The organism is Sorangium sp. So ce117 (assembly GCF_051524395.1).
Classification (GTDB): Bacteria; Myxococcota_A; Polyangia; order Polyangiales; family Polyangiaceae; genus Sorangium; species Sorangium cellulosum_B.
The window spans coordinates 6,651,480-6,665,165 of sequence record NZ_CP150309.1 but is presented as its reverse complement, the minus strand read 5'-3'; the positions used below and the strand labels follow the sequence as shown (position 1 = coordinate 6,665,165).

At 73.9% G+C, this 13,686-nt stretch carries 7 protein-coding genes and 1 pseudogene; 4 read left to right on the top strand and 4 right to left on the bottom strand.

What is annotated here, in order from left to right:
- Positions 1 to 13 precede the first annotated feature (13 nt).
- Positions 14 to 3,967, bottom strand: a complete 3,954-nt coding sequence (locus tag WMF46_RS24845) for a protein kinase domain-containing protein (RefSeq protein ID WP_437979456.1) — start codon at positions 3,965 to 3,967, stop codon at positions 14 to 16.
- Between the two features lie 109 nt (positions 3,968 to 4,076).
- Here WMF46_RS24845 and WMF46_RS24840 point away from each other — a divergent pair, with 109 nt between their 5' ends.
- The 4 genes from WMF46_RS24840 (at position 4,077) to WMF46_RS24825 (ending at position 9,753) form a co-directional block, all read left to right on the top strand.
- Positions 4,077 to 5,591, top strand: coding sequence for a serine/threonine-protein kinase (locus tag WMF46_RS24840; RefSeq protein ID WP_437979455.1), 1,515 nt, complete (start codon positions 4,077 to 4,079; stop codon positions 5,589 to 5,591).
- 362 nt (positions 5,592 to 5,953) lie between these two features.
- Positions 5,954 to 6,640 (top strand): hypothetical protein, encoded by a 687-nt coding sequence (locus tag WMF46_RS24835; RefSeq protein ID WP_437979454.1) that lies wholly within the window; start codon positions 5,954 to 5,956, stop codon positions 6,638 to 6,640.
- 498 nt (positions 6,641 to 7,138) lie between these two features.
- On the top strand, positions 7,139 to 8,839 hold the full coding sequence (locus WMF46_RS24830; protein ID WP_437979453.1) for an alpha/beta hydrolase family protein: 1,701 nt from the start codon (positions 7,139 to 7,141) through the stop codon (positions 8,837 to 8,839).
- A 248-nt stretch (positions 8,840 to 9,087) separates the two neighbouring features.
- Positions 9,088 to 9,753 (top strand): hypothetical protein, encoded by a 666-nt coding sequence (locus WMF46_RS24825; protein ID WP_437979452.1) that lies wholly within the window; start codon positions 9,088 to 9,090, stop codon positions 9,751 to 9,753.
- Between the two features lie 18 nt (positions 9,754 to 9,771).
- On the opposite strand, the gene WMF46_RS24820 is transcribed toward WMF46_RS24825, so the two are convergent.
- From WMF46_RS24820 to WMF46_RS24810, 3 genes and pseudogenes are all read right to left on the bottom strand, one after another.
- Positions 9,772 to 11,244 carry an RCC1 domain-containing protein gene (locus WMF46_RS24820; RefSeq protein WP_437979451.1) on the bottom strand — a complete coding sequence of 491 codons (1,473 nt, stop codon included), beginning with the start codon at positions 11,242 to 11,244 and terminating at the stop codon, positions 9,772 to 9,774.
- Positions 11,245 to 11,505: 261 nt separating this feature from the next.
- Positions 11,506 to 12,999, bottom strand: coding sequence for an APC family permease (locus WMF46_RS24815; RefSeq protein ID WP_437979450.1), 1,494 nt, complete (start codon positions 12,997 to 12,999; stop codon positions 11,506 to 11,508).
- A 319-nt stretch (positions 13,000 to 13,318) separates the two neighbouring features.
- Positions 13,319 to 13,453 (bottom strand): annotated as a pseudogene (locus WMF46_RS24810) (multicopper oxidase domain-containing protein); the annotation flags it as partial.
- Positions 13,454 to 13,686: the final 233 nt, after the last annotated feature.

Here is a 13,686-nt window from a genome sequence, read left to right as displayed (position 1 = left end):
CCGACCGGTCGGTTCACGCGGCGCCGGTCGCTCCGGGCGTGAGCAGGGCGCGCTCGATCTCGTCGAACCGCTGCTTCCAGAAGCCCGCCGACATCGCCCTCGCTTCGGCGAGGAACAGGCGCGCTTCGCCGCCCTCGCCCGCGCGGAGCGCCGAGAGGGCCGCGCTGTGGAGCGCCTCCGCGTGCTCGTGAAGGATCGCGGTCTGCCGCGCCTCGTCCACGAGCGCGCGCCATGCCGCAGCGTCGAACCGACCGTCTGCCCGGTCGTCCAGGGCTTGTTGCACCAGGCGTGCCAGCGTCCGGGCGCAAGGGGTGAGGTCGCGTTCGGGGAGGCTCGCGCGGGCCTCGGCCAGGTGGCGGGTCGCCTCGTCGTGCTCGCCCCGGGCGAGGTGGATGCGGGCGAGGAGGAGGACGTCGTCCGGCGAAGGGCGCTTGTTGAAATAACGCCGCTGGAGGTCGAGGCTGCGGCGCGCGAGCGGGAGAGCCTCGTCCGGCGCGCCCAGCCAGTACCTCAGCTCCGCCAGGTTCAGCGTGGCCCAGCGCTCGAGCTGGGCATGCCCGAGCTCGCGGGCGAGGCGGACGGCCTCCCGCTGGTCCGCGACCGCGCGCCCTTCCTCCCGTCGCTTCACCCACATGAAGACGCGGTTGATGTACGCGGTGCACAGGTGGAAGACGTCGCCGGCGCGCAGGCAGGCCTCGACGACGGCCTCGGCGTGGCGCTCGGCCTCGTCGAGCCGGCGGGCCATCGAGAGCGACGCGACGAGCACCAGCCGGGCGATGACGTGCGCCTCGTGGTCGTCGACGGCGAGCGCGCCGCGGGCGGCCCGCTCCAGCTTGGGGATCCCCTCGTCGACCCGCTGGTCGCGGCAGTCCGAGCGGCCGCCCGCGAGCAGGCAGCGCGCGTCGAGGCGGGCGTCGCCTAGGCCGGCGCAGAGCTCGGCGGCGCGCGCCGCGAGCGCCGCGGAGGCGGGGAAGTCCTCGAGCCAGTCGAGCGCGGTCGCCTCCTCGAGCAGGAGCTCGGCCGCGCGGGCCCGGTCGCCCGCGGCCTCGGCCAGCGCGCGGGCCGCGCGCAGATCGGCGAGCGACTCCTCGAAGCGCTGCAGGCGGTAACGCGCGCGGCCTCGGCCCGCGAGCGCGCGGGCGCGGGCGCGGGTCGAGGCGTCGTCGCGCTCGAGGAGGCCGGAGAGGCGCAGGGCCGCGGTGAAGCGCTGCTCGGCCTCGACGACGTCGTGCCGGGCGAGCGCCTCGTCCGCGAGCTCGGCGTGCGCCGCCGCCGCCGCGGCCACCTCTCCCGCGGCGGCCGCGTGCCGGGCGATCCGGGCGCGCGCCCCCGCGGCGCGCGGCGCGCCAAGGAGGCCCTGGAGGACGGCGGCGTGCAGCGCGCGGCGGCGGGCGGGCGGGATGCGCGCCTCGATGGCCTCGCGCAGGAGCGGGTGCCGGAAGGCGTAGCGCGGCGGCGAGGCCGAGCGCGCGACGAGCACGCCGGCCCGGGCGAGGCGCGCGAGGCCGACGCCCGGGTCCAGCGCGCCGGCCGGCGGCGGCGCGTCGGCGGCGCGATCCTGCGCGCGCAGGGCGGCCTCGAGCTCGGCCGGGGAGAGGTCGTCGCCGAGGATCGCCGCGCGCTCGAGCAGGTCGACGAGCGGCGGCGGCAGGGCCGCGAGCGCGCGCCCGGCGAGGCGCTCGCCGAGCGGCGCGGCCGACAGGGAGAGCAGCTCGTCCGGCGCGAGCGTCCAGCCCTCGCCGCCCCGGGCGCGCTGGATCGCGCCGCCGACGCGCAGCGCGTACGCCACCTCGACGAGGTCGCGCGGGACGCCGCGCGCCAGCGCGTGGAGGCGATCGAGCACGGCGCGGGGGACGAACTCGACGGGGCGGAGGCGGTCCTGGAGCAGCGCGCCCGCGGCCTCGGCGTCGAGCGGGCCGAGGTCGAACGCCACGCGGCGGGCGGCGCGCTCCCCGAGCCCCGGACGGAGCGAGGCGATCGAGGGGCGCGCGGCGAGGACGATCGCGAGGCGCGCCGCGCTGCCCTCGGCCGTGGCGAGCTCGATCGCGTCGAGCGCGGACGCGTCGGCGAGGTCGGCGTCGTCGAGCAGCAGCGCGAGCGGCGCGGCGGCCGCGAGGGCGGCCGCGAGCGCGCGGGCCTCGGCGTGGCGGCGCGCGCCCGGCGCCCCGAGCAGCGGCGCGGCGGCCGGGTCTCCCGGGGCGAGCCGCCCAAGGGCGAGCCCGACGGCCGGCCAGGCGCGCGCGGCCTCCGCCGCGCCGAGCCGCTGGACGAGCGCCTCCTGGGCGCTCTCGTCGCGCTCGCCGCTGGCCGGGAGCGCCAGGGCCGCACGCAGGAGCGCGACGAGCGTCGCGCCGTGCTCGGCCGCCTCCGGCCGGAGGGCCGCCGCGGCGTGCACGGCCGCGCCGCCGGCGCGGAGCGCCGCCGCGAGCGCCCCGAGGAACCGGCTCTTTCCGTGGCCTTCCGCGCCGAGCGCGGTGACGAGCGCCGGCCCGCCGCTGGCGAGCGCCTCCTGCGCCGCGGCGAGGGCCGCGCAGAGCGCCGCGTCGCGGCCGCGCAGGGCGGTCTCGCCGGGCTCGTCGGGGGGCGCGTTGCGCGGATCAGGGGCCACACCGCGCGGAGAGGGCGGGGTATCGTGCGGGCTGTCCGCGAGCGCGCGCCGCGCTTCGGCCGTGAGGATCGCCGGCGGTAGGGCGTCCGCGTCGCCCGGGCCGTCCCCCCAGGTCTCCGCGTCCTCGAGCGCAGCGCCCGCGAGCGTGACGCCGTGCGTGCCCTCGCGCACCCGGAGCGGAGCCAGGTGGACCACGAGGGGCGGCTCCGCTGCGCCGGCCGCGGCGACGCGCTGGGCGACCCGCACCGCCGCGCGCACGCCGTCGCCCGGCGCGTCGGCGGCGGGGAAGGCGAGCACCATGCGCTCCCCGCGAAAGCGCGCCAGGATGCCGCCTTCGGCGCGGGCAACGTCGACGAGCGCGTCCGCGCGCTCGCGCGTGCGCACGGCAAGCAGCGCCACCGCGCGGCGTGGGCCGGGGACGGGGGCGGGCGCGCCGGAGGCAGCCGCGCGCCCCCGGGACGGGGCGACGCGCGCTTCCAGCGACGCCGCGAGCGCGCGCGCCACGTCGCTGGCGCGGGCCGGGCGGGCCTCGGGATCCTTCGCGAGGCAGCGGAGGACCGCCTCGTCGGCGCCCTCCGGCAGCGGCGCGAGCGAGGAGGGCGGGTCGGGGCGGCGCGCCACGTGGGCCTGCCGCACCTCGGCCGCCTCGCCGACGAACGGCGGCCGGCCGGTGAGCAGCTCGAAGAGCATCACGCCGAGCGCGTAGATGTCGGCGCGCGCGTCGACGGCGCGCGCGCCGAGGCACTGCTCGGGCGCCATGTACGCCGCCGTCCCAAGGATCGCCCCGGTCTGCGTCAGGTCGGGGCCGAGCGCCGCGCGCGCATCGCCGCGTGCGTGCGCCTGCGCGGCCAGGCCGAAGTCGATCAGCGCGACCTCCCCGCGCGGCCGCAGCCACACGTTCTCGGGCTTGAGATCGCGGTGCACAAGCCCGGCGTCGTGCGCCGCGTCCAGCGCGACCGAGAGCGCGCGCGCGATCGCCGACGCCTGCTCGATCGGCATCGCGCCGGTGCCCGGCAGGTCCGCGAGGCAGCGCGCGAGCGAGCTGCCCTCGAGCCGCTCCAGGACGAGGAACGGGCCGAGCTCCCCCGAGCGCCCGCGGCCGAGCAGCGCGGGGACCAGCGGCGGCGCGAGGCGGGCGAGCGCCGCGGCCTCCCGCTCGATCCGGCCGTCGTCTCGCCGGCGCGCCACCTTGAGCGCGACGGCGTGGCCGTCGCCCTCGCGCGTCGCCGCGTAGACGCGCGCGAACCCCCCTTGCCCGAGCAGCCGCTCGATACGGAACCCTTCGACGCGGAGCCCGGGCACCAGCGGCGACGGATCCTGCTCGAGCGCCTCGTGCTCGCGCTCGTCGGCGCTCGTCACCGGCGATGGAGCCAGAGGGTGCGCCGGGCACGCGGCGCCGGCCCGCGCTGGGAGGCGGCGATGGCACTCGGAGCAGCGCATGCAGCGCGAGTATACTGGGGTAGGTGCCATGCGGACGCCTGCCGAGCCCAACCAGGACGAGACAGCCGTCATCTCGGGCCGGCCGCTGGAGCTCGAGGCGAGCGCCGCCGGCGACGCGCTCCCCGCAGGGACGGTGGTCGGGGGTTACGTGCTCGACGACGTGCGGCTCGGAGGCGGCTTCGGCGTCGTGCACCGGGCCGTCCCGGTCGGGGGCGGCGCGCCGGTCGCCCTGAAGGTCCTCCGCCGCGGCCTGTCGCTCCTGCCGGCGATCCTCCGGCGCTTCCAGCGGGAGGCGGAGGTGCTCGCGCGGCTCAAGCACCCGGCGATCGTCGAGGTCCGCGGCGTGGGCGCCCTGGACGACGGCCGGCCGTACATCGCGATGGAGTGGATCGAGGGCCGGAGCCTCGCGGCGGAGCTGAGCGCGCGGGGCGCCTTCTCGCCGCCCGAGGCGGTCGCCCTGCTCGAGGAGGTCGGCGGCGCGCTCGCCGCCGCGCACGCGATCGGCGTCGTGCACCGCGACGTGAAGGCCCAGAACGTCATGGTCTGCCCTGGCGCGGGCGGGATAGGCGCGCCGGGCGTGAAGCTCGTCGACTTCGGCATCGCCAAGCTCCTCCGCCCGCGCGACGTCGATCGCGCGCGCGGCGCCAAGAGCAGCAGCCTGATCCTCGGCACGCCGCTCACGATGGCCCCGGAGCAGATCCTCGGCGGCGCGGTGGACGCGCGCACGGACATCTACGCGGTGGGCCTGCTCGCCTACCAGCTCGTGACGGGCGAGCTGCCGTTCCAGGGCGCCGATGCGGTCGAGACCGAGGAGATGCACCTGCGCGCGCCGCCGCCCTGCCCGAGCGACCGCGCGCCCGTGTCGGCCGCGTTCGGCGCGGTGGTGCGCCGCTGCCTCGCCAAGGAGCCGGCGGACCGGTACGCGGGCGTGCCCGAGCTGCTCGCCGCGCTCCGCCAGGCGGTCGCCCGGGCGGTCGCCGCGCCGGGCCGCCAGACCGTGGCGCCCGCGGCGCGCTCGCCGGCCGACGCTCGCCTCGCGGGCGCCTGCGCGCAGGGGCGATGCGCGTCGGGGGGGCCGTGCGCCGCGCTGCTCGTCGAGGCCCGGCTCTCGGCGCCGGACGACGCCGGCGACGAGGCGCTCGCCGACGTGGAGCGCCTGGTCCAGGCGGCGCGCGCGGCGCTCGTCGGGCTCGGGGCGACGCTCGTTGTCGAGAGCGCCGACGCGCTGCTGGCGGCGCTGCCCGCGCCGTACGATCGCGCGCCGGAGCGGGCGCTCGGCTGGGCCCTCGAGCTCTGGGCGGAGCTCGGCGCGCGGGCCGGCGCGAGCCCCGAGGTCCTCCCGCGCCTCGCGCTGCATGCGGCCGAGCCCGAGGCGCTGCGCGGCTGGGCGCCCGCCGCGACCGGGGCGGGCGTGTTCGTGACCGACGCGTTCGCCGAGGGGCTCGCCGGGGAGGAGGGGGAGGCGGGGGAGGGGGACGCCGGGGAGATCGACCGCGCGCCGCTCGGGGGCGAGGGCGGCGCGCTGCGCCGGGTGGTGTCGTGAGCGCCGCGGCCTGACGCGGGCGGCGCGCTGACACGGCCGCTGCCACAGGGTGTCACAGGGGCGGTGTGACAGGGGACAGCCGGGATGTGGCAGGCGGGGCGCCTCTGCGGCGCGGAGCTGTCCTGCTGCGAGCACGGCGACGGCCGCGAGGGGCGCGTCGGCAGCGCGTCGCCCGCAGGTGATCGGTGGGAATCGCCCTCGGCGGGCAACGCGAGGTCGCCGGCGCCGCGCGTTGGCAAGGCGCTTGCGATGAGGCTCCGCCGCGAGGCGCCGCCGCAGCCGCGCCGCTCCTGGCGCGCTGCGCGGCTGGACGCCTCCGGTTCGACAACAAGAGAGCTCAAGAGAGCTCAGGAGAACTCGTCATGCGCATCGTTCGCTCTGCGTTCCCCCTCGTCGCCCTGTTCGCCGCCGGCTGCGCCGTCGAGGCGGCCGACCCTGAGCTCATGGAGGACGCCCCGTCCCTCTCGGAGACCTGGACCGTCAGCAACGCCGCGGACAACGAGCGCTGGGACTCGGGCCTGAACGCCAACCTCTCGGCCTGGGAGTATATCCACTGCCACATCGATGATGGCGCTGGATTCATGTTGACCGACCTCAGCGCGTTCCAGGAGCCCCTCACCGAACCTGACGAGTTCATCGCCCGGATGTCCGGCGTGTGCCGGGAGTTCGACCTCCTCCTGCCCAACCTCCCGCGGACCGGCGCGATCGACGCGGAGACCATCTTCTCGTGGCCGGGCGGCTTCCGCACCGGCGCGCTCAGCACCGCCATCCCGGTCGCCAACTACCCCACGGGTCTGCGGCTCAAGGTGGACGGCGCCAACACCTATGTGAAGGACGTGCGCATCAACTACGCTCCCAGGAACGCGGCCAATACGGCCCTCGACCTCGCCGCGTCTTCCCACACGAGCTATGCGATCGGGTACGCCGGGAACAACGTGACCCTGAACTGCCCGGCCCAGCAGGTGCTGACGGGGCTGGATCTCAGGTACGATACGGTCGAGGGGAAGATCCGGGTCCTGGAGATCCACTGCAGAGAACTGCAGCCCTGAGGGGGCCAGCGAGGGGCAGCGCGCTTTCGTTCTGAAAAAAGGAAAAAGAGAGCTTGCCGCACATGGCAGCTGCCCGCTCTTCCGCCCGCGGCGTTCCACGAGACGGAGCGAACACACGCTAACACACGCTGACGACGACGTGGCGCGATCAACGCAGCCTTCATCACCAAGGTATTGCACGAGGGCCCCGGGGTTCCGTCGAAGGCGGCGCAGCCGGCGACATTCACGATCGACACCTTGACCGACGTGTCGTCGTAATCCACGATACCGCACTTCCGTCGGCCGCATTCACGAGGATTGCGCGCGCCGCGTGCCATCGAGGTGCTTGGATATCATCCCTGTGTCGCCGGGAGGCGACCGACGACGCTGCCGCTTGACGCGCTCGACGTTGGGTACCAGAGCGGACCCATGTTGGGTATTCGAACGCGACAATGGCTGGGTCGGACGCGACAATGGCTGGGTCGAACGTGGCAATGGCTGGGTCGAACGCGGCAATGGGTGGGCGTCGGCCTCCTTGTGGCGCTCATCGTCCTCGGCACACAGCTCCTCAAGCGGCGCGCAGGAGCTGGAGCCCGCTCCGCAGCCACGGTGACATACGCCTGGATGCAGCGGAAGGGGCCTGATGGGCCGAACGTCAGCGTCGATCTCTACGCCCCGCCGCGCGCGAGCAAGCGCGGCCCGCTGGTCGTCCTCTTGCAGGGGAACGAGCCCTCGCAGCCCGACGAGCGACTCGCGTTCGCCGCGAACGTAGGCGACTCCCTGCAGCGAAACGGCGTCGCCGCCGCCGCCGTCTCGTTCAACATCCACGCCGGCTACACGCCGCGCGCGTGCGCGGCGGACGTCGCCCGGGTCTTGCAAGAGATCACCAACGCGCGCAACCCGACGCGCGTGGTCCTCGCCGGCCGCGGCCTCGGCGCGTGGATGGCGTCCCTCCTTGCGCTCGATCGGCGGCTCCTCGAGGGGGCCGGCATGGATCCCAGGCGCGTCGATGGGGTCATCCTGTTGCGTGGCACCTACGACCTCGGCGAGGCGGCGCTCGAGGGGCACCCCGACGCGGCGTTCTTCGCGGCCTCGGTCGAAGATCGCAGGGAGTCCTCGCCCATCACGTACGCGCGGTCCGATGCGCCGCCGTTCTTGATGCTGTTCGGTGCGGAGGACGACGTCGGCTGGGCGCGTCTCGCTCGCCCCTTCGCGCGCGCACTCCAGAATGCGGGCGCGCCCGACATCGACTACTTTGTCGTCCCCAGGCGCGATGCGCACAGCATCGTGCACTGGGGCGGAAGGGGAGACATGGTCGGCGATCTGGTGTTCCCCTTCGTCGCCTCGGGCCTCAAGGACCTCCCCATCGACAACCCCTTCGGCGTGCTCCGCCGCTGGGGTTCACGGCCGCCGCGCGACATGGCGGAGCTCCGCAAGGATCCCCGGGCCATCGCCACCTACCCGGTCGACGCCGCGCTGCGGGAGACGATCAGCGGCCTCCTCGGCAAGGGGGGGCTCGAGCGCTACCCCCTGCCCGGCAAGACGTATCAGGCCATCGATCTGCTCGCCTACCTGGCCGAGCGGCCGAAGTCCGAGGTGGGCGAGGGGGACTGGCTGGTGGTCTCGAACCTTCGGGGCGAGCAACAGTACTTCTCTCGTGAGGTGCTGAAGAGGGCGCAGGCGGTCATCGTGGTCGGACTCGACGACGAGGACAATCTCTACCGCATCGTCGACTTCTACCGGCTGAAGCGCGCCTACTCGTGGATCAAGGGCGAGGAGCCGATGCCGATGATGATCCGGCCGCTCGGCGCGTTCCTGCACTTCCGGACGCCGCTGCCCGCGGACCTGGGGAACAAGACCTACGCGGCATTCGGGCTCGATGCGGCGAGCTTTCACTGGGTAGAGAGCGATCCGCTCGCGCCGCTCCGCTCGCTCACCGGCGGGCTGCGCGAGGCGCTGATCGGCGAACAAGGGTGCGTCAAGTGCCACAGCTTCCGCGGCGTCAACGCACGGGCGCACCACGCGCTGGCGCTCGACGGCACGCCGTACGGGGCGTACGCGCTGCCGCTCGAGGAGTATCCGACCGAGGTGCTGCGGCGCTTCTTGTTCGAGCAGGACGCGGTGGCAGAGGGCTTCGGGGTCATGCCGATCCGGGTGGAGGAGACCGTCGCCGGTCAGCTCCTCGACATGGTGAACCACGAGAAAAACGAGGAGAAGTAGCGGCCCGAAACCTCAGGGTTCTACTTGCTCGTAGAGCGCCGCCGCCCACTCGGCGTGCGCGCGCGCCGGGGGGTACAGGCCGGGCGACACGCTCGCAGGGAGAGCCAGGGTAAGGTGATGAGAAGGACGTGCCCATCGAGTGCGCTCCCGGGCATATCTTTCCGCGGCGGGATCGTGCACCATCGGACGATGGTGCCCTGCGGATGCGCCGCGATCCCGTGGCGTCGTTGGACGGAGGACATGAGCGCATGACGACCCCCCTCCGACCCGAGGAGGCGCTCGCGAGCCTGCGCCGCGCGGGCCTCGCGACCCAGATCGACGCCGCGGCCTTCGCGGCGGCGTGCGACAAGGAGCGAGGCGGCGCGCCGCTCGACGCCGAGATCGCGCTCTCGGCGCTGGCCTCGGTCTACGGCGTGCGCGGTCCCTCGGAGGCGAGCGCCGTGGACCGCGCGTTCGTGGTGGACGAGCACGCCGCGGCCGACCCGGCGGTCCTCGGGGCCGTGTGGCTCGCGCTCGAGCGATGGCTGGAGCACCCGATCCCCGTCTCGGTGGCGACAGACCTCGACGAGCTCGCCTCGTATGCGGGCGACGTGTGCTTTCTTCGCCGGCACGCCGACGCCGCGGGCGAGGCGCCGTATCTCTTCTCCATCGATCGGTGGCGCACGGGCGATGACACGCCCTACTCGCTTTACGTGCTGCGGAGCGACGGCGCGCCGCTGGTTGCGCTCGGCGTGCCGGTCCAGCTCCATGTGCACCCGGACACGGAGGCCGCGGCTGCCGGCGTCTTCCGCACGGACGGCCTCACGCCGAGCTACCGCGAGCACGCGCCGGCGTGCGCCGCGTGCCGTGACGCGCTCCGGCGCGCCGCGGATCGAGGCGTCCTGCCCGACGTGTTCCGGCCGCTCCTTGGGTAGCGCTACGGACAGGTGGCGTCAGGGCGCCTTCACCTCGACGGGGACCGTGGAGCTCGCCCCGGCGCCGTCGCCGAGCTGACCCAGGGTGCCTCTGCCCCAGCACAGGACCTGGCCAGGGCCCGTGGGGCCGCACGCCCCCTCGACGATCGCGCACGTGTGGAAGAAGCCGGCGCTCACCGCGACGACCTTGGCGAGCGCGGTGCCGTCGCCGAGGACGACGGGCTCCATTCGCATAGGATCGGCCCTTGTCGGCGTGCTGCGACCGAGCTGCCCTTGCTCGTTGCTGCCGCGGCAGCGGAGCTGCCTCTGGTCGTCGATCGCGCAGACGAAGACGTAGCCGGTGGACATCGGACCCCAGACACCCGGGATCGCGGCCGCCGTCCCGGCCGGGGGAGCCTCGGTGCCGTGCTGACCTGAGCTGTTGTTCGTCCCCCAGCAGAAGAGGCCTCCCGCGTCATCGCGCGCACAGCCGAAGTTCGTGCCATAGGAGATCTCGGAGAGGGGCAGCGTCGCTCCCGCCGCGACGAGCGGCGTGTGCGCGCTGTAGTTCACGCCGCCCTCGGAGCCGGCGGGGGTGTTCGTGAGGATGTATCCGCCGCCCATCGCGCCCCAGCAACGCAGCCCGTCTTCCGCGGCCCCGGTCGAGAAACAGCTGCCTATCGAGCCGATGCCCCGCGCGAGGATGGCCCTCGGACCGGCCGTCGCGGTGAAGTTGAACGCCTTCACCGGGACGAGGCTCTCCTCGCCGGTCGCCTCCGGCCCGAGGCTCGAGAACAGGTTGGACCCCCAGCAGTAGATGCTGCTGGTCGAGGTGAGCGCGCACGCCGAGTACCACTCCGGCGCGATCTTGCGCACGAGCAGCGGGGCCGCACCGTCATTGACGATCGCCGGCACGTCGTGGGCCATCGCGTCCTTGGAGCCATTCCCGAGGATGCCGGTCTCGTTGTTTCCCCAGGCCCAGAGTCGGAGCTGGCTGTCGATGGCGAAGGTCGCCTGCTCGGTCAGCGCGATCTGCGTGATCGTCGCCGCGCCAAGCGACGCGGGGAAATGCACTCTCACCGGCGTGCTCGAGGAGAGCGCCATCGCCTGCGGAACACCCAGCTGGCCGAACGAGTTGTCCCCCCAGCAGGTGAGAGAGCCGTCATGCCGGATCGCGCACGTATGGTTGCCGCCGGCGGCCACCATGATGGCGTCGGCGAGCGTGGGGCTGTCCGGCGGGATCTGGCATCCAGGATCACCCCCGCCGCCTCCGCTCCCGCCGCCGCCCTCGCCCCCACCGCCGGACGCGCCCCCGCCGCCCTCGCCCCCACCGCCGGACGCGCCGGCGCCCCCGCCGCCCTGCCCATCGATCGGACCGCCGCCCGTTCCGCCACCCGCGCCGCTGTCCGAGAAGCGCCGCTCGGGAGCGGTGCATCCCGCCCCCGCAGCGAGGGTGGCGGCGATGACGAGAAAGGAGCAGAAGTTCGGTCGCGTGTGGGGGAACCTTTTCATCTCAAGCATCCGGTTACACTCCAGCGTCCTTTACACAGCCTTACCGCACCGAGGACAAGAAGTCCAGTTGGGGCCCGATCACCGATGTCCCCGCTCTTTGGAGACCTCAGGGGCGCTTCGGCACGCACCTGCCGAGCGTGGGCGATCTCGGCAGAGCCTGCGAGCACCGGTGAGCGGCAAGGCTCCGGCGGAGCCACCAAGTTCACTTCGAGCGCTCTGGCCCGAGCCCCCTTGCCACGCGGCAGCGCGGGGACTCAGCGATCAGCGTCGCGGGCTCGCCGTCATCGCGCTGTGCTTGCGGCTGTAGCCGAAGTAGATCGCGAACCCGAGCAGGAGCCAGGCGGCGAGGCGCAGCCAGTTCTCGGTGGGCAGCGAGAACATGAGGAGGAGACAGATCACGATCCCGAGGATCGGGGTGAGCGGGTAGAGCGGCACCCGGAACGGGCGCGGCGCGTCCGGCGCCGTCCGGCGCATGATCAGGACCGCCGCGCAGACGAACAGGAACGCAAGGAGCGTCCCGATATTGACGAGCTCCGCGAGGATCCGCAGCGGAAGGAGCGCCGAGAGGGTGGCGACCACGAACCCGGTGAGCAAGGTGGACTTCCACGGTGTCCTGAAGACCGGGTGCACCGATCCGAAGAAGCGCCTGGGCAGGAGCCCGTCACGGGCCATGGCGAGCAGCACGCGCGGCTGGCTGAGCATGAGCACGAGCAGCACGGAGGTGATCCCGGCGACCGCCCCGAGGGAGATGATGAACTGCGCCCACGGGAGGCCGACGCGCGCGAAGGCATCGGAGACCGGCGCATCGATGCTCAGCTCGGTGTAGGGCACCATGCCCGTCAGGACCGCCGCGACGGAGACGTAGAGAATGGTGCAGATCACGAGCGATGCCACGATGCCCGTGGGCAGATCGCGCTGCGGGTGCTTCGCCTCCTCGGCGTGGGTCGACACCGAATCGAACCCGATGTAGGCGAAGAAGATGGTCGCGGCGCCGGCGAGCATCCCGAGCGGCTCTCCCCCTTTCCCGGTCTCGCCGAGGACCGTGTGACCGAAGAAGCTGAGCCCCGCGAGCCCGAACGGCGCGAACGGCCGCCAGTTGTCCGGGTCGACGTAGAAGGCGCCCACCGCGATCACGAAGAGCACGACCGCGAGCTTGAGCGCGACCATCACGGCGTTGAGCGTCGCGCTCTCGTGGATGCCCTTGAGCAGGATCACCGTGACCGCGATCGTCACGAGAGCGGCGGGGAGATCGATGATCGCCCCCGTGGACACGAGCTCGCCGAGCGCCGGTTGGTAGTCGAACGGGGCGCTCCTGAGCTCTCTCGGCAGCTCTATCCCGAAGATCCCGATGAAGTCCTGGAAATAATGGGACCACCCGTGCGCCACGGTGGCGGCGCCGACGGCGTACTCGAGGACGAGATCCCACCCGATGATCCACGCCGGCAGCTCGCCGAGCGTGGCGTACGAGTACGCGTAGGCCGAGCCCGCGACCGGCACCATCGCCGCGAACTCTGCGTAACAGAGGGCCGCGAACACGCAGGCCATCCCCGCGACCACGAAGGAGAGCATCAGGGAAGGACCTGCCTTGTCGTGCGCGGCCTGGCCGGTGAGCACGAAGATGCCTGTCCCGATGATGGCGCCGATCCCGAGGCTCGTGAGCTGCAGCGGCCCGAGGACCCGCCGGAGGCGGTGCTCCCCCTGCAGTTCTTCTCTCATGACCGACAGCGGTTTGCGGACGAAAAGCCGGCTCCCCATGGCCTTCGGTCTGCTGGCTCTGCGGCCCGGCCCCCGGCATGTCAAGCCGGAGGCCCGTCGAGCCGGGGGCGGCCCCGCGCGGCCGGGCAAGCCGAGCCTGCCGCGCCGAGCGCCCCGCGCTCGGAGAGGGCCCCGCGCGAACCTCGTGGCCGCCAGGCGGGTGAAGGAGAAGAGCCCTGCCCTGAGGAACGTGCTCACCTCGTTCCCGGACGAGGGGAAAATAACCTGATCGAGCGATGGTCCTCGCGATGAACCGCGGCGCTCTTCGTTCTGCGATCCCGCGGCAGCGCGCGGAAGGCATCGCCCCTCGTCGCGCCCCTTAGGTCGGTTGTCCCGGCTGGACGGGCCCGATGCGGTACGGCCGCATCATCTCGTTGTCTTCGTGCTCGAGGATGTGGCAGTGCCACACGTGCTGGCCGGCGGTGAGGAACCGCGCCCGGATGCGCGTCACCTCGTGTTGCCGAAGAACGCGGGATTCCAGATCGGCGGGACGTCGGTTTGCGGGATGAACGGACCCGTGATTCCGTTGAAGGATGCTTGGGCCGAGGCCGCGATGCATGGAGGGTGGTTCGTGCGGCTCGGGTGCTCGCCGCGGCGAAGGGAGGAAGCCGTCGCCATCGCGCCGGCCCGGCGGGGGGACGCGGGCGGTGGTGACGCTGCCGCGCGGCCAGGCTTGTGGTAGCGTCC